Below are 15430 nucleotides of genomic sequence, written 5' to 3'. Positions count from 1 at the left end.
GCACACGACCGCCCCCGTCACCCGGTCCGTCTCAGGATGCGAGCACGCGGTCCGTGGTGCCGTCGCCGGCGCCCTTGCCGAGCCGTTGCAGGTCGATGGTGCGGGTCTCGCGCATGGTCAGGTAGACGATCAGGGAGACCGCCGCGCAGCCGGAGACGTACCAGTAGAAGCCGGATTCGATGCCGCCGTTCTTGAACCAGAGGGCGACGTACTCGGCGGTGCCGCCGAAGAGCGCGTTGGCGATGGCGTAGGGCAGGGCGACGCCCAGGGCGCGGATGCCGGTGGGGAAGAGTTCGGCCTTCACGCAGGCGTTGATCGAGGTGTAGCCGGTGACCACGACCAGGGCCAGCATGGACAGGCCGAGCGCCGGCCAGAAGGAGCCGGCGTGCTTGAGCAGCGTCATGATCGGCACGGTGAGGAAGGTCGAGCCGATCGCGAAGGTGATGAGCAGCGGGCGGCGGCCGATCCGGTCCGAGAGCCGGCCGGCCAGCGGCTGGAGGCACATGAAGAGGAACAGTGCGCAGAAGCTGACCAGGGAGGCGGTGGGCTTGGACAGGCCGGCGGTGCCGGAGAGGTACTTGGTGAGGTAGGTGGTGTACGTGTAGTAGGCGACGGTGCCGCCCATGGTGAGGGCGATGACGAGGAACGCCTCGCGCCTGTGGGCCCACAGGGCCTTCATGGTGCCGCGGTCGGGGTCGGTCTGGGCGTGGTCGTCGTCGGCGTAGACGTCGGTCTCCAGCATGTTGCGGCGCAGGTAGAAGACGATGCCGGCGCCGAGTGCGCCGACGATGAAGGGGATGCGCCAGGCCCAGCTGTGCAGTGCCTGTTCGGACATGCTGCGCTGGAGGATGATCTGCAGGCCCAGGCCCAGCAGTTGGCCGGCGGTCATCGACACGTACTGGAAGCTGGAGGCGAAGCCGCGGCGGTCGGGGGCGGAGGCTTCGGTGAGGTAGGTGGCGCTGGCGGCGTACTCGCCGCCGACGGAGAGGCCCTGGAGCATCCGGGCCACGAGGAGCACGGCGATGCCGCCGTAGCCGGCGACCGCGTAGGTCGGGGCGACGGCGATGAGGACGGCCGAGGCGGACATCAGGGTCACGGTCAGGGTGAGCGCGGCCTTGCGTCCTCGGCGGTCACCGACCCGGCCGAGCAGCCAGCCGCCGACCGGGCGCATGAAGAAGCCGACGGCGAAGATCCCCATGGTGTTCATGAGGTTGGCGGTGTCGTTCCCCTTGGGGAAGAACGCGTCGGCGAAGTACACCGCGAAGCTGGCGTAGACGAACCAGTCGAACCACTCGACCATGTTGCCGGCGGAGCCGACCCAGATCTTCTTCCATTGCTCTCGTCCCATAGCCGATCACGGTCGCCGAGAGCGGCGCGCTGGGCAAGGGTCGGGGCGGCAACGATCGCGCGTACTTGCGTGCGTTGTGGTCACGGGCGCGGGGCGTCGGCGGCCGGGCGGTGGTGGGGCGGTCGGGGCGGGTGGTGGGTCGGTCAGTCCGTCGGCGGGGTGAGTCCTTCGTCGAGGAACTGGCGGACCTCGCGGCCCACCTGGGCGCGGTCGGTGCCGGGGAGGCCGACGACGAGGTGGGTGCCGAAGCCGTCGAGGAGGGCGCGGGTGCGGGTGGCGAAGCGTTCCGCGTCGACGGCTCGGAACTCGCCCTTGGAGGCGCCTTCGACGAGGAGGGCGACCAGGTCGCGGTGCCAGGCGAGTTCCAGGTCGAGTTGGCGTTCGCGGGTCTCGTCGTCGGCGTTCTGGGAGCGGACCCAGACCTCCAGCCACAGCGTCCAGCGGGGGTCGCGGTGGCCTACGGGGAGGTAGAGGTCGACGAGGGCGTCCAGGCGCTCGCGGACGGGGCCGCGGCGGGCGAGGGCGGCTCGGCGTTCGGCGCCGAGCTGCTCCTCGCTCCACTGGAGGGTCTGTAGCAGCAGTTCGTCCTTGGTACCGAAGTAGTAGAGGATGTGGCCGCTGCTCATGCCGACCTCGCGGCCCAGTCCCGCCATGGTGAGCCGGTCCAGTCCCTCGGCGGCGATGGTGGCCATCGCGGCGGCCAGCACCTGTTCGCGCGGCTGGCTGAGCCGTCGCCGGGGGCGGCGTACGGGACCGGGCACGGGGACCTCCGGGGTCGGGACGGGCGGTGGGTCAGAGGTGCCTCAGACCTTCGGTTGCTGCTGGGTGATGCAGTGGATGCCGCCACCCGCTGCGAAGATCGTACGGGCGTCCACCAGGGTGACGGTGCGGCCGGGGAACAGTCGGCGGAAGATCGCGGCCGCTTCCTCGTCGCGCGGGTCGTCGAAGGCGCACAGGACGATGCCGTCGTTGCACTGCAGGTGGTTGATGTAGGAGTAGTCGACGAGTTCGCCGTCCTCCTCGATGACGGTGGGGGCCGGGACCTCCACCACCTCCAGCTGGCGGCCCCGGGCGTCGGTGGACGCGCGCAGTGCCTTGACGATCTCGTTGCAGATCGCGTGGTCGGGGTGGTCGGGGTGGGGCTGGGTGTGGACCATCACCACGCCGGGGCGGGCGAAGGCGGCGACGATGTCCACGTGGCCTCGGGTGCCGAACTGGCCGTAGTCGGCGTAGAGGCCGCGGGGCAGCCAGATGGCCTTGGTGGTGCCGAGGTGGGCGTGGATCTCGGCCTCGACCTCTTCCTTGGTGCGGCCGGGGTTGCGGCCCGGGTCGAGCTGCACGGTTTCGGTGAGGAGCACGGTGCCCTCGCCGTCGACGTGGATGCCGCCGCCCTCGTTGACGAGCGAGGTGGCGTAGCGGCGGGCGCCGGCGAGGTCACAGACCTGTTCGGCTATCTTCGCGTCGCGGTCCCAGGCGGCCCATTCCTGGGCGCCCCAGCCGTTGAACACCCAGTCCACGGCGGCGAGTTCGCCTTGGTCGTTGGTGAGGAAGGTGGGGCCGATGTCGCGCATCCAGGCGTCGTCGAGGGGGCGTTCGACCAGGTCGATGTCGTCGCCGAGCAGGGCGCGGGCGCCTTCCAGCTGGCCGGGGCCGGCGACCACGGTGACCGGTTCGTACTGGCGGACGGCGCGGGCGACGGCGGCCCAGGCGGCGCGGGACTCGGCGAGGGTGTCGCCGTCTTCGGTGCCGAAGGTGAAGTTGGGGCCGGGCCAGGCCATCCAGGTGCGCTCGTGCGGGGCCCACTCGGGGGGCATCCGGAAGCCGTCGGCGGCGGGCGTGTTCATACGGGGTCCTCGGTCCTCGGGTGGTGTGCGCGGGGGTCGCGGAGCGGAAGGTGGTGGGCGGGGTCGTCTACCGGTGTGTCTGTAACGGTGTTACGGAGTGGGTGGTACGGCGGCCCCGGGCGTGGTCGGCGGAGTCTCGTCGGTGCGGGCCGGGCTGCGGCGGGCCCCTCAGAGGAAGTAGAGCCTGGACAGGGAGACGGTGTCGGCGGGTTCGGAGCGCATGGGGTCGCCGTCGAGGGTGACCAGTCCGGTGCGTTCGTCGACTTGGACGTCGCCGACCCGGGCGTTGCGGATGAGGTTGCGGGGGCCGATGCCGCGGGTGCCGCGGACCGCGACGCGGCGGCGGCGGGTGGGCATGCCGTCGTCGCCCTGGGCGACCGCGGCTCCGGCGACGAAGGCCACCGAGATCTCGGCGGGCGTCGCCCCGTGCGCACCGAACTGCGGCCCCAACACCAACGGTTCGCACGTGTCGGTAGCCGCGTTGGGATCACCGGTCACGCCGTAGGCCGGGAAACCGGACTTCAGCACCAGCTGCGGCTTGGCACCGAAGAACTGCGGCTTCCACAACACCACGTCCGCCATCTTGCCGACCTCGATCGACCCGATCTCATGCGACAGACCGTGCGCGATCGCCGGATTGATCGTCAGCTTCGCGACGTACCGCAGAACACGCGCGTTGTCGTCGTGTGCGCCGTCGCCGTCCATCGGACCCGACTCGGCCTTCATCTTCCCGGCCATCGCGAAGGTCCGCCGCACCGTCTCACCGGCCCGCCCCATCCCCTGGGCGTCGGAGGAGGTGATGCCGATCGCGCCGAGGTCGTGCAGCACGTCCTCCGCGCCCATGGTGCCGGCCCGAATCCGATCCCGGGCCATCGCGGCGTCACCGGGCAGATCCGTCTTCAGATCATGAACCGACACGATCATGCCGTAGTGCTCGGCCACCGCGTCCCGCCCGAACGGCAGCGTCGGATTGGTCGACGAACCGATCACGTTCGGTACACCGGCCATCTTCAACACGTTCGGTACGTGCCCGCCACCACACCCCTCGATGTGGAAGGCGTGAATGGTCCGCCCGTCCAACACCCGCAGGGTGTCCTCGACCGTCAGGCACTCGTTCAGACCGTCACTGTGCAACGCGACCTGCACGTCGTACTCCTCGGCCACCCGCAACGCGGTGTCCAGAGCCCGGGCGTGCGCACCCATGTCCTCGTGCACCTTGAACCCCAGCGCGCCCCCCTCGGCCAACGCCTCGACCAACGGCGCCTCGCCGGACGACGAACCACGGCCCAGAAAACCGATGTTGACCGGCCAGGCGTCGAAGGCGTTGAACGCGTGCCGCAACGCCCACGGCGAGTTCACCCCGACTCCCCAGACCGGGCCGAACTCCTGCCCGATGATCGTGGTCACGCCGGAAGCCAGCGAAGCCTCCATCACCCGCGGCGACAGCAGGTGCACGTGGGTGTCCACGGCGCCGGCCGTGGCGATCATGCCCTCACCGGAAACGATCGACGTCCCCGTCCCCACCACGACGTCGACCCCGTCGAGCGTGTCGGGATTACCCGCCCGACCGATCGCGTGGATACGACCCTCGCGAATCCCGATCGACGTCTTGCGGATGCCCTGCACCGCGTCGATCACCAGGACGTTGCTGATCACCACGTCGCACGTCTCGCGCAGCGACGCGGCCTTCAGATGCATCCCGTCCCGGGCCGTCTTGCCGAAACCGGCCAGGAACTCCTCACCCGGCTGCTGCGAGTCCGACTCGACGCGGACGACCAGCCCGGAGTCCCCCAGGACCACCCGGTCGCCGGCACGCGGACCGTGAACCGACGCGTACTCGTGAGGGTCGATGCTCGCGCTCACGCCTGCTCCTCCGCTCCCAGGTAGCCACACGCCACGGCCCGGCGCAGCGCCTCGCGCTTCGCGCCCGGCGCATCCAACGGCCCGTCCACCAGACCCGCGAAGCCGATCGCGACCCGCCCACCGCCGATCGGCACCAGACCGACCTCCGCCGCGCCGCCCGGATCGAACCGCACCGACGAGCCCGCCGGCACGCACAACCGCATGCCGTAGGCGGCCGCGCGATCGAACTCCAACCGCGGGTTGGCCTCGAAGAAGTGGAAGTGCGAGGTGACGCTGATCGGCACGACCGCCGTGTTGCGGACGGAGACCACCACTGCGGGTTCGGCCGCCGGATCGGCCGGGCCGGGCAGTACGGCGCCGGGCGCGAGCGGCGCCGCGTCGTCGGTCGGTGCGGCGGGTTCGGCGCCGATCGGGTCGGTGACCACCGCGAGCCGGGAGCCGTCGTCGAAGACCGCCTCCACGTGCACCTCGGTGACGACGTCGGCCACCCCGGGCAGGACATCCTCGGGGCCCAGCACGCTGCGGGCCGCCTCGATGGCCTGAGCGAGGCGGCGCCCGTCCCGCGCCGCCTCGCAGACTGTGTCCGCGATCAACGCGGTCGCCTCGGGGACGTTGAGTTTCAGGCCGCGGGCCCGGCGCGCCCGCGCCAGTTCGGCTGCGCCGAACAGCAACAGTCGGTCGCGCTCCGTGGGGGTGAGCCGCATCCTGTCACTTCCTCCCGCTCGATTCGAGCATCACTCTAACTTGGAATCCATCGTTCCGAAAGCATTGACCTAGGCAGCACCCGTGCTTCATATTGAGCGTCGCTCTAGAAGATGGCTTGAACTGATCGTTTTTAGAGCATTACTCAAATGATCTCGCAGCAGCGAGCCCGCGCTTCGTAGACACCACCGAACGAAGCTCTTGCCCACGACGGAGCACCGCGCCAAGCACCGCTTCTCACACCTGTTCCGGCCTCTCAGGGGAGCCTCATGCCGATAGAACAACGCGGAGTCGACACGATCCCGGACGAGGAACGCACCAGTAAGCCTCGCGACCTCGTCTCCATCCTTCTCGGCTCGAACCTCGCACTCGGCGTTGTGATCTTCGGCTGGCTACCGGTCTCATTCGGCCTCGACTTCTGGGGCTCGGTGAGCTCACTGGCGGCCGGCACCCTGGTCGGCGCGCTGCTGACCGCACCGCTCGCCCTGGTCTCGCTGCGCAGCGCGACCAACCTCTCCACCAGCAGCGGCGCCTTCTTCGGCGTCCGCGGCCGCCTCATCGGCTCGGTGATCGGCCTGCTGCTCTCGCTCGGCTACACCGCACTGACCCTCTGGGTCGGCGGGGACGCCATGGTCGGCTGTCTGCACCGCCTCATCGGCCTGCCGGCCGACGGGGCGGCGTACACGATCGTCTACGCGGTGCTGGCCGCCGCCACCGCCATCGGCGCGGTCTACGGCTACAAGGTGCTGCTGCGGCTCAGCAAGGTGCTCTCGATCGGCCTGACGATCCTGCTGGTGATCGGCGTCTTCGCCTTCGCGCACCACTTCAGCACCGGATCGATCCCCGGCGTCCACTACGCGCTGGGCGGCTACTGGCAGACCTGGCTGCTCTCCGCGGTCTCCGCCGGCCTGAGCGGCCCGATCGCCTTCATCACCCTGCTCGGCGACTACAGCCGCTACATCTCCCCCCGCCGGCATCGCTCCAAGGCGGTCTTCGGCGCCACCTACGTGGGTCTGGTCCTCGGTCTGCTGGTGCCGCAGCTGTTCGGCACGTTCAGCGCGCTCGCGGTCGGCGCCGGCTCCGACTACGCCGGGCCGCTGGTCGCCGGCGCACCCCTGTGGTACCTGGTCTTCCTGCTGCTGAACGCCTCCGCCGGCTCGGCCGGCAACTCCGGCCTGATGCTCTACAGCATGGGCCTGGACCTGGACGCGATACTGCCGCGCGCCACCCGCACCCAGGCCACCTACGTCGTCGCCGCGCTCTCCACCGCGCTCGTCTACGTCGGCCACTTCCTGTGGGACGCGCAGAACGCGATGACCGCCTTCGTCCTGCTGATGACCGCCATCGGCACGCCGTGGGCGGTCATCACCGTGATCGGGTTCGTCCGCTGCCGCGGCGTCTACGACCCGGACTCGCTCCAGGTCTACAACCGCGGCACGGTCGGCGGCGTGTACTGGTTCAAGGCCGGCTGGAACGTCCAGGCCGCCATCGCCTGGGCCCTGGGCTCCGCGGTCGGCCTGCTGGCCGTGGGCTCCCCCTACGAGGGGCCGCTGCTGAAGTACACCGGCGGGATCGACATGAGCTTCCTGCTGGCCGCCGCCACCGCCGCGCTCGTCTACCTGCTGCTCATCGCCCGGCAGCCGCGCCCGGTCCCGCCGCTGCGCGCGGCCGCGGCCACCGCACAGCCCGCCGCCGCGGAGACGCCCACCAAGGTCGGCTGACCACCGCCCGCCACGCGTGGCGCATCGACGAAGGCCGCCCCGGCACGATGCCGGGGCGGCCTTCGTCGATGCGCAGCGCGTACGGACCAGGGGCCCACGCGTCAGCCGATGGTGTGCATCCAGCCGTGCTCGTCGGCGGTCACCCCGCGCTGGATGTCCAGCAGCGCCTCGCGCAGCTTCAGCGTGACCTTGCCCGGCTCACCGCCGGACTGGGTCCACTCGACGCCCTCGCGCTTGACCGTGCCGACCGGCGTGATCACCGCGGCGGTGCCGCAGGCGAACACCTCGGTGAGCGTGCCGTTGGCGGAGTCGTTCTGCCACTGGTCGATGGAGACCCGCCCCTCCTGCGACTCGAAGCCCAGGTCGCGGGCGACGGAGAGCAGGGAGTCGCGGGTGACGCCGGCGAGCAGCGAACCGGTCAGCTTCGGGGTGACGATCACCGGCCTCTCGTTGTCCGCAGCGCCGTAGACGAAGTAGAGGTTCATCCCGCCGAGCTCCTCGACCCAGGTGTGCTCCACCGCGTCGAGGTAGGCGACCTGGTCGCAGCCGCGCGCCGCGGCCTCGGCCTGGGCGAGCAGCGACGCGGCGTAGTTGCCGCCGGTCTTGGCGTCGCCCATGCCGCCGGGGACGGCCCGCACCCGGTCCTCGGACAGCCAGATGGAGACCGGCTTGACGCCGCCGGGGAAGTACGCGCCGGCCGGCGAGGCGATCACGACGAAGAGGTACTCGCTGGCGGGCTTGACGCCCAGCCCCACCTCGGTGGCGATCATGAAGGGGCGCAGGTACAACGACTCCTCGCCGCCGTGCGCCGGCACCCAGTCCTTGTCCTGCTGGACCAGCAGGTCGCAGGCCTCGATGAAGGTCTCGACCGGCAGCTCGGGCATGGCCAGCCGGCGGGCGGACGCCTGGAAGCGGCGGGCGTTGGCGTCCGGGCGGAAGGTCGCGACGCTGCCGTCGGGCTGGCGGTACGCCTTGAGGCCCTCGAAGATCTCCTGCGCGTAGTGCAGGACGTTGGTCGCCGGGTCGAGGGAGAGCGGCCCGTAGGGCACGAGCTGTCCGTCGTGCCAGCCGCGGCCCTCGGTCCACTTGATCGTCACCATGTGGTCGGTGAAGTGGCGGCCGAAGCCCGGGGCGGCCAGGATCTGCTCCCGCTCCGCCGCGGGCAGCGGGTGCGAGGAGGGCTTGAGCTCGATCGTCGGCGTCGTCATGTATGCGTGTCCTTCACTTCACTGCGGTGGTCCGATGCCTGGGGGCGCTTCCCCCACCAGCGTGCGCTGGGGAGGGTCACCGGCCCAGCCCTCCGGCCGGGGGTCGGGGAGGTTGCCCGCTCGCGGCACCGGTGCGGTTGGGAGCGGCCGCGCGCACTGTGGGTAGTCGGTCGTACCGGTCGTTACTGGGACGTCCGACTTTCCCGCCGCACGGCGGCCCCTCGTCCGATTATCGCTCGTGGGTGTCCGCCGTCGGAACCGGTGTGCGCGGCCCGCGTCAGATGGTGGCATCCAACTCGCCGGTAGCCCAGACGGGGTCAATGCGGACAGCGCCGGACCGTGGACCGGCCCGGCGCTGAGGTGCTGCTGGTGCGTCGGGCGTCAGCCCGCTACGCGTGCGGCGATCGCGTCGCCGATCGCGTCGGTGGTGCGGGCCGCACCGTCCCGGGCCTCCAGGTCGGTGGCCACCTCCGCCTCGATGCGGGCGGCCTGCTCCTCGAAGCCGAGGTGGCGCAGCAGCAGCGCGACGGAGAGGATCGTGGCGGTCGGGTCGGCCTTGCCGGTGCCCGCGATGTCCGGTGCGGAGCCGTGGACGGGCTCGAACATCGACGGGAAGTCGCCGGTGGGGTTGATGTTCCCGGAGGCGGCCAGGCCGATGCCGCCGGTGACGGCCGCGGCGAGGTCGGTGAGGATGTCGCCGAAGAGGTTGTCGGTGACGATGACGTCGAACCGCTCGGGCTGGGTGACCAGGAAGATCGTCGCCGCGTCGACGTGGAGGTAGTCGGTGGTGACGTCGGGGTACTCCTGGCCGACCCGGTCGAAGATCTTCTTCCACATGTGGCCGGCGTAGACCAGGACGTTGTTCTTGTGGACCAGCGTCAGCTTCTTGCGGGGCCGGGCGTTGGCCCGCTCGTAGGCGTCGCGGACGACCCGCTCCACGCCGTAGGCGGTGTTCACGCTGACCTCGGTGGCGACCTCGGCCGGGGTGCCGGTGCGCAGGCTGCCGCCGTTGCCGGTGTACGGGCCCTCGGTGCCCTCGCGGACGACGACGAAGTCGATGTCGGGGCGGCCGGCGAGCGGGGTCGCGGTGTTCGGGAACAGCTTCGAGGGGCGCAGGTTGACGAAGTGGTCGAAGGCGAAGCGGAGTTTGAGCAGCAGCCCGCGCTCCAGGACGCCGGACGGCACCGTCGGGTCGCCGATCGCGCCGAGCAGGATGGCGTCGTGCTGCTTGAGCGCCTCCAGCTCCGCGTCCGGCAGGGTCTCGCCGGTCCGGTGCCAGCGCTTGGCCCCGAGGTCGTATTCCTTGGTTTCCAGCTTGACGTCCTGCGGGAGGACCGCGGTCAGGACCTTCAGGCCCTGCGCCACGACTTCCTGGCCGATACCGTCACCGGGGATCACTGCGAGGCGAATGCTGCGAGACATGTTTGGACCCTACTCTCCGTCCCAGTGATTGACACGTAACGTCCGACATGCGGACATCGCCGCCTGGTGCACGAGCAGCGGCCATCCCGCGTTCACCCCGGCGCCGCACGATCGTCGGCCGGCACTGCGAGATTCGGCCACATGACTGCACATCCCCGGGGGGAGCGCCCACTGCCCTCGCACACCCCCCGCGTCGGCATACCGGAGCAGCTCGCGGCCCGGATGACCATGCCCGAGCAACACGAGTACCTCCGCACCAAGCTGACCCGCCGGGGGCTGCTGCGCAGCTCCGCGGTGACCGCCGGCATGGTCGCCGGGGGCGGCCTGCTCGCCGCGCCCGCCGCGCAGGCCGCCGGGCCGGTGCTGCTGTCCGCGCCCGCCACCACCGCCGTCGACGGTCGCCTGGTGGCCCCGTTCGGCCGTCACCTCGCCTTCGGCGCGGACCCGCGGAGCCAGATGCGCATCGGCTGGCAGGTGCCGTTCGCGGTCAAGCGGCCGTACCTGCGGGTCGGCGTCAAGCCGTGGGACCTGGGCCGCAAGGTGCCGGCCGAGGTGCGCCACCTGCACACTCCGTCGCTGTCGGCCAAGCTGCCGGCGGTCGACCAGTTCTACCTGCACGCCGCGCTCGACGGCCTGCGCCCGGGGACCACGTACTACTACGGGGTCGGCCACGACGGCTTCGACCCGGCCGATCCGCGTCACTTCTCCACCGTCGGCACCTTCCGCACCGCGCCGGCGCGCGCCGAGAAGTTCGTCTTCACCGCCTTCGGCGACCAGGGCGTCAGCTACCACGCCCTCGCCAACGACCAGTTGATCCTGGGCCAGAACCCGTCGTTCCACCTGCACGCGGGCGACATCTGCTACGCCGACCCGGACGGCCAGGGATCCGAGCACGACACCTACGACGCCCGCGCCTGGGACCAGTTCCTCGCCCAGACGGAGACCGTCGCGAAGTCGGTGCCGTGGATGGTGACGACCGGCAACCACGACATGGAGGCGTGGTACTCGCCCAACGGCTACGGCGGCCAGTCCGCCCGTTGGTCGCTGCCGACCAACGGCCCGGATCCGGAGCGGGCGCCCGGCATCTACTCGTTCACCTACGGCAACGTCGCCGTCGTCGCCCTGGACGCCAACGACGTCTCCTACGAGATCCCGGCGAACGCGGGCTACACGCAGGGCCGGCAGACCCGCTGGCTGGACCGCCGGCTCGGTGAGCTCCGGGCCACCGCCGGCATCGACTTCGTGGTGGTCTTCTTCCACCACTGCGCGTTCTCCACCACCAACTCGCACGCCTCCGAGGGCGGGGTCCGCGACACCTGGCTGCCGCTCTTCGAGAAGCATCAGGTGGACCTGGTGGTCAACGGCCACAACCACGTCTACGAGCGCACCGACGCCATCAAGGGCGGTCGGGTCGCCAAGCGGGTCCCGATCGGGGAGACCGTGGACGCCGCGCACGAGGGCATCGTGTACGTGACGGCCGGCGGGGCCGGGAAGTCGCTCTACGACTTCCCCGTGCCGGACAGCTACGAGGGCCACGTCAAGGACCTGGACCACGTGGACACCTACCACTGGGTCAAGGGCCGGGCGAAGGCCAAGGAGACCGTCGAGTGGTCCCGGGTCCGCTACACCGGCTACTCGTTCATCGCCGTCGAGGTCACCCCGGGTGCCCGTCCCAGGATGGCGGTCACCGCCCTCGCCGAGTCGGGCGAGCGCGTCGACCACTTCGAGGTGACCCGCTCCCGCCGCCGGAGCTGACCGCCCGCACCACCGCGCCAGGGGCGCCCGGGACCACGGTCCCGGGCGCCTTCGTGCGTGTGTGTGGGGGGGGTGGGCGCTGCTCAGTGACCGGTGGAGCCGCCGTTGTCCCGGCGGTCGAGCGCGCGCTGGAGGGCGGCCGCGGCGTTGCGGCGGTCGGCGTCGTTGATCTGACGGGAGGAGTGACGGGTCCTACGGACGGTGGTGTCGGCCATGATGCGCGTCTCCCATGCCAAAGCCCCGAGAACGGTCGGGTGCGTCGATGAAGAGGGGTGGGTGGTGCGAGTGGCCGGAAGGGCGGGGGCCGCGGCGCCGCAGGGGTCACCTGCGCGGGCGCGCCGGGCCGCATCCGCATTCGCTGGTGGAGCGATACGTTCGGCTCCTACAAAGCTAGGACAGCCCGGCCGTGATGTCTGCACAATTACTTGGGCTTCCTACTATTTGAGACGGCGATCATGAACGGGCCGGGTTCGGACGCGGTCCGGCGCCGCCCACGGCCGCGGCCCGGCACCCCTGGAAGGGGCACCGGGCCGCGGGCGGGCGGGGGGCGTCAGCCCATGTGCGGGTAGCGGTAGTCGGTCGGCGGGACCAGGGTCTCCTTGATGGAGCGGGTGGAGGTCCAGCGCATCAGGTTCTGCTTGGCGCCGGCCTTGTCGTTGGTGCCGGAGGCGCGGCCGCCTCCGAACGGCTGCTGGCCGACCACGGCGCCGGTGGGCTTGTCGTTGATGTAGAAGTTGCCGGCCGCGAAGCGCAGCTTCTCGCAGGTGGCGGCGGCCGCCGCGCGGTCCTGGGCGATCACGGCGCCGGTCAGGCCGTAGGCCGAGGCGGACTCCATCTGGTCGAGCATGGCCTCGTAGCCGCCCTCGGTGGAGTCGTCGTAGACGTGGACGCCGAGGATCGGGCCGAAGTACTCGTCCTTGAAGATCTCGTTCTCCGGGTCGGTGGAGACCAGGACCGTCGGGCGGACGAAGTAGCCCACTGCGTCGTCGTAGGTGCCGCCGGCGACGACCTCGACGGTCGGGTCGGCCTTGGCGCGGTCGATCGCCGCCTTGTTCTTGGCGAACGAGCGCTCGTCGATGACGGCGCCCATGAAGTGCGCCAGGTCGGTGACGTCGCCCATGGTCAGGGCGTCGACCTCGGCGGCGAACTCCTCCTTGAAGCCGGCGTTCCACAGGGACGCCGGGACGTAGGCGCGGGAGGCCGCGGAACACTTCTGGCCCTGGAACTCGAAGGCGCCGCGGGTCATGGCGGTCTTCAGCACGGCCCGGTCCGCCGACGGGTGGGCGACGATGAAGTCCTTGCCGCCGGTCTCGCCGACCAGGCGGGGGTACGTCTTGTACTTCTCGATGTTGGTGCCGACCGTCTTCCACAGGTACTGGAAGGTCTTGGTCGAGCCGGTGAAGTGGATGCCCGCCAGGTCGGGGTGGGTCAGGGCCACCTCCGAGACGTCCTTGCCGTCGCCGGTGACGAGGTTGATGACGCCGGGCGGCAGACCGGCCTCCTCCAGCAGGCGCATCAGCAGCACCGCGGCGAAGGTCTGGGTGGGGGACGGCTTCCAGACCACCACGTTGCCCATGAGGGCGGGGGCGGTGGGGAGGTTGCCGGCGATCGCGGTGAAGTTGAACGGCGTGATCGCGTAGACGAAGCCCTCCAGGGGGCGGTGGTCCGAGCGGTTCCAGACGCCGGGGGCGTTCGCCGGGGGCTGCTCGGCCAGGATCTGGCGCGCGAAGTGGACGTTGAAGCGCCAGAAGTCGACGAGCTCGCAGGGCGTGTCGATCTCGGCCTGCTGGGCGGTCTTGGACTGGCCGAGCATGGTGGCGGCGGCCATCGTCTCGCGCCAGGGGCCGGCCAGCAGGTCGGCGGCCTTGAGGATGATCGCGGCCCGGTCGTCGAAGGACATCGCGCGCCAGGCGGGGGCGGCGGCCAGCGCGGCGTCGACCGCTTCCTGGGCGTCCTGGACGGTGGCGTTGGCGTACGTGCCCAGGCGGGCGGAGTGGTGGTGCGGCTGTACGACGTCGAAGCGTTCGCCGCCGCCCATCCGCCGCGCGCCGCCGATGGTCATCGGCAGCTCGATGGGGTTGCCGGCCAGCTCCTTGAGCTTGGCCTCCAGGCGGAAGCGCTCCGGGCTGCCCGGGGCGTAGCTGTGCACCGGCTCGTTCACCGGCACGGGGACCTGGGTCACAGCGTCCATGGTGGCCGTGTCTCCTTACGCTTGCGATCGTCGGTTCGCGATCGTTTCCGTTGTCGTACGTCGGTGTACGTCGGTCGTGCCGAGGCCGCTGCCACGGCGGGTGGCCGGGGGTGACCGGCGGTGGGGGTGCCGTCCCGGTACGTTCCCCCGTCCCCCAGGATCCACCCATACGGTGCTAAAAGAACCGCAAAGGCGGGTCCCGGGTCGGCCGGGGTCTCCCCCGGCCGCAGGTGTGGGGAGGTCCTCAGCCGCGGGTGGCCAGGGACCGCAGGAAGAACGCGAGGTTGGCCGGGCGCTCGGCGAGGCGGCGCATGAAGTAGCCGTACCAGTCGGTTCCGTAGGGGATGTAGACCCGCATCCGGTGGCCTTCCTCGACCAGTCGCTGCTGCTCCGCCTCGCGGATGCCGAACAGCATCTGGAACTCGTAGTCGGCGGGCTTGCGGCCGTTGCGGTGCGCCAGTTCCTGGGCGATGGCGACCATCCGCGGGTCGTGCGAGCCGACCATCGGGTAGCCCTGTCCGGCCATCAGGATCTTCAGGCAGCGCACGTAGGCCCGGTCGACCTCCCGCTTGTCCTGGAACGCGACCGTCGCGGGCTCCTTGTACGCGCCCTTGACCAGCCGCACCCGGGAGCCCTCCCCGGCCAGTGCGCGGCAGTCGTCCTCGGTGCGGAAGAGGTAGGACTGGAGCACCGCGCCCGTCTGGGGGAAGCGCTCGCGCAGCGTGCCGAGGATGGCGAGGGTGGAGTCCACGGTGGTGTGGTCCTCCATGTCCAGCGTCACGGTGGTGCCGGCTTCGGCGGCGGCTTCGACCACCGGAGTGACGTTGCGCAGTGCGAGGTCGTGCCCGCCGGACAGCGCCTGGCCGAAGGCGGAGAGCTTGACCGACATCTCGGCCCGGGCGCCGAGCCCCAATTCCTTGAGGGCGCCGGCGAGCTGGAGGTAGGCGTCGCGGTTGCGCAGCGCCTCCGCCGGGTCGGTGATGTCCTCGCCGAGGTGGTCGAGGGTGACCTCCATGCCGCGGGCGGCCAGCAGCCGCACGGCCGCCATCGACTCGTCCAATCGCTCGCCCGCGACGAACCGCTCGACCACGGGGCGGGTGACCGGAGCGGCCGCGACGACGCGGCGGATGCTGTCGCTGCGCGCGGCGGCGAGGAGCACGGGACCCAGCATGGGGCACCTCCACGATTCAGGATGACAAATGCCGGGGCGGGCGCCGATCGGGCGGTCGCGGCGGCAAGATGAGCCACCTGAAATTTAAGGATCTCGCCACTTTCCGGCCATCGACAGCTGTCACGCCTTCGTGGCCGGCATCTCAGACAGATGTATGAGAATGGGAGGCAGGTGACGGCTGCGACAGGAGAGGGGTCGGGCGGCG

General features: G+C 70.8%; 12 protein-coding genes. 2 read left to right on the top strand and 10 right to left on the bottom strand.

Annotation, left to right across the window (positions count from 1 at the left end):
• Positions 1-31: 31 nt before the first annotated feature.
• The 5 genes from ACJ6WD_RS11940 to ureA all read right to left on the bottom strand — a co-directional run bounded on the left by ACJ6WD_RS11940 (position 32) and on the right by ureA (position 5759).
• Complete coding sequence (locus ACJ6WD_RS11940; RefSeq protein WP_016575439.1) at positions 32-1348, bottom strand: MFS transporter; 1317 nt, start codon at positions 1346-1348, stop codon at positions 32-34.
• Positions 1349-1491: 143 nt separating this feature from the next.
• Positions 1492-2109, bottom strand: a complete 618-nt coding sequence (locus ACJ6WD_RS11935; protein ID WP_233658476.1) for a TetR/AcrR family transcriptional regulator — start codon at positions 2107-2109, stop codon at positions 1492-1494.
• A 42-nt stretch (positions 2110-2151) separates the two neighbouring features.
• On the bottom strand, positions 2152-3192 hold the full coding sequence (locus ACJ6WD_RS11930) for an agmatine deiminase family protein (protein ID WP_331247792.1): 1041 nt from the start codon (positions 3190-3192) through the stop codon (positions 2152-2154).
• Between the two features lie 168 nt (positions 3193-3360).
• Complete coding sequence (locus ACJ6WD_RS11925) at positions 3361-5043, bottom strand: urease subunit alpha (RefSeq protein ID WP_376437601.1); 1683 nt, start codon at positions 5041-5043, stop codon at positions 3361-3363.
• Between the two features lie 8 nt (positions 5044-5051).
• Positions 5052-5759 carry an urease subunit gamma gene (ureA, locus tag ACJ6WD_RS11920; RefSeq protein ID WP_407615758.1) on the bottom strand — a complete coding sequence of 236 codons (708 nt, stop codon included), beginning with the start codon at positions 5757-5759 and terminating at the stop codon, positions 5052-5054.
• A 267-nt stretch (positions 5760-6026) separates the two neighbouring features.
• Here ureA and ACJ6WD_RS11915 point away from each other — a divergent pair, with 267 nt between their 5' ends.
• Positions 6027-7478: a cytosine permease gene (locus ACJ6WD_RS11915; RefSeq protein ID WP_233658473.1), complete on the top strand. Its 1452-nt coding sequence runs from the start codon at positions 6027-6029 to the stop codon at positions 7476-7478.
• Positions 7479-7579: 101 nt separating this feature from the next.
• Here the strand turns inward: ACJ6WD_RS11915 and ACJ6WD_RS11910 are convergent, their stop codons facing one another.
• Both ACJ6WD_RS11910 and ACJ6WD_RS11905 read right to left on the bottom strand, forming a co-directional pair.
• A complete protein-coding gene (locus ACJ6WD_RS11910) occupies positions 7580-8686 on the bottom strand; it encodes a branched-chain amino acid aminotransferase (RefSeq protein WP_407615757.1) in 1107 nt (368 codons plus the stop codon).
• A gap of 381 nt (positions 8687-9067) precedes the next feature.
• Positions 9068-10108 (bottom strand): 3-isopropylmalate dehydrogenase, encoded by a 1041-nt coding sequence (locus ACJ6WD_RS11905; RefSeq protein WP_233658472.1) that lies wholly within the window; start codon positions 10106-10108, stop codon positions 9068-9070.
• Between the two features lie 141 nt (positions 10109-10249).
• Here ACJ6WD_RS11905 and ACJ6WD_RS11900 point away from each other — a divergent pair, with 141 nt between their 5' ends.
• Positions 10250-11863, top strand: coding sequence for a metallophosphoesterase family protein (locus ACJ6WD_RS11900; protein WP_233658471.1), 1614 nt, complete (start codon positions 10250-10252; stop codon positions 11861-11863).
• Positions 11864-11946: 83 nt separating this feature from the next.
• On the opposite strand, the gene ACJ6WD_RS11895 is transcribed toward ACJ6WD_RS11900, so the two are convergent.
• The 3 genes from ACJ6WD_RS11895 to ACJ6WD_RS11885 form a co-directional block, all read right to left on the bottom strand.
• The gene (locus ACJ6WD_RS11895) at positions 11947-12078 is read right to left on the bottom strand and encodes a hypothetical protein (RefSeq protein WP_016575025.1); all 132 of its coding nucleotides are present in this window, start codon (positions 12076-12078) and stop codon (positions 11947-11949) included.
• A 335-nt stretch (positions 12079-12413) separates the two neighbouring features.
• Positions 12414-14054 (bottom strand): L-glutamate gamma-semialdehyde dehydrogenase, encoded by a 1641-nt coding sequence (gene pruA / locus ACJ6WD_RS11890; RefSeq protein WP_233658470.1) that lies wholly within the window; start codon positions 14052-14054, stop codon positions 12414-12416.
• A 244-nt stretch (positions 14055-14298) separates the two neighbouring features.
• Complete coding sequence (locus ACJ6WD_RS11885) at positions 14299-15225, bottom strand: proline dehydrogenase family protein (protein ID WP_016575027.1); 927 nt, start codon at positions 15223-15225, stop codon at positions 14299-14301.
• Positions 15226-15430 lie beyond the last annotated feature (205 nt).

Source organism: Streptomyces sp. VTCC 41912, assembly GCF_045799175.1.
Classification (GTDB): domain Bacteria; phylum Actinomycetota; class Actinomycetes; order Streptomycetales; family Streptomycetaceae; genus Streptomyces; species Streptomyces albulus_C.
This window is presented reverse-complemented; position numbering and strand designations above follow the sequence as displayed.

What these genes read in the sequence shown, in the direction of transcription:
- ACJ6WD_RS11905 (WP_233658472.1), bottom strand. Translation starts at nt 10,108, where the DNA reads ATGTCTCGCAGCATTCGCCTCGCAGTGATCCCCGGTGACGGTATCGGC.
- ACJ6WD_RS11915 (WP_233658473.1), top strand. Translation starts at nt 6,027, where the DNA reads ATGCCGATAGAACAACGCGGAGTCGACACGATCCCGGACGAGGAACGC.
- ACJ6WD_RS11895 (WP_016575025.1), bottom strand. Translation starts at nt 12,078, where the DNA reads ATGGCCGACACCACCGTCCGTAGGACCCGTCACTCCTCCCGTCAGATC.
- ACJ6WD_RS11900 (WP_233658471.1), top strand. Translation starts at nt 10,250, where the DNA reads ATGACTGCACATCCCCGGGGGGAGCGCCCACTGCCCTCGCACACCCCC.
- ureA (WP_407615758.1), bottom strand. Translation starts at nt 5,759, where the DNA reads ATGCGGCTCACCCCCACGGAGCGCGACCGACTGTTGCTGTTCGGCGCA.
- ACJ6WD_RS11910 (WP_407615757.1), bottom strand. Translation starts at nt 8,686, where the DNA reads ATGACGACGCCGACGATCGAGCTCAAGCCCTCCTCGCACCCGCTGCCC.
- pruA (WP_233658470.1), bottom strand. Translation starts at nt 14,054, where the DNA reads ATGGACGCTGTGACCCAGGTCCCCGTGCCGGTGAACGAGCCGGTGCAC.
- ACJ6WD_RS11940 (WP_016575439.1), bottom strand. Translation starts at nt 1,348, where the DNA reads ATGGGACGAGAGCAATGGAAGAAGATCTGGGTCGGCTCCGCCGGCAAC.
- ACJ6WD_RS11885 (WP_016575027.1), bottom strand. Translation starts at nt 15,225, where the DNA reads ATGCTGGGTCCCGTGCTCCTCGCCGCCGCGCGCAGCGACAGCATCCGC.
- ACJ6WD_RS11930 (WP_331247792.1), bottom strand. Translation starts at nt 3,192, where the DNA reads ATGAACACGCCCGCCGCCGACGGCTTCCGGATGCCCCCCGAGTGGGCC.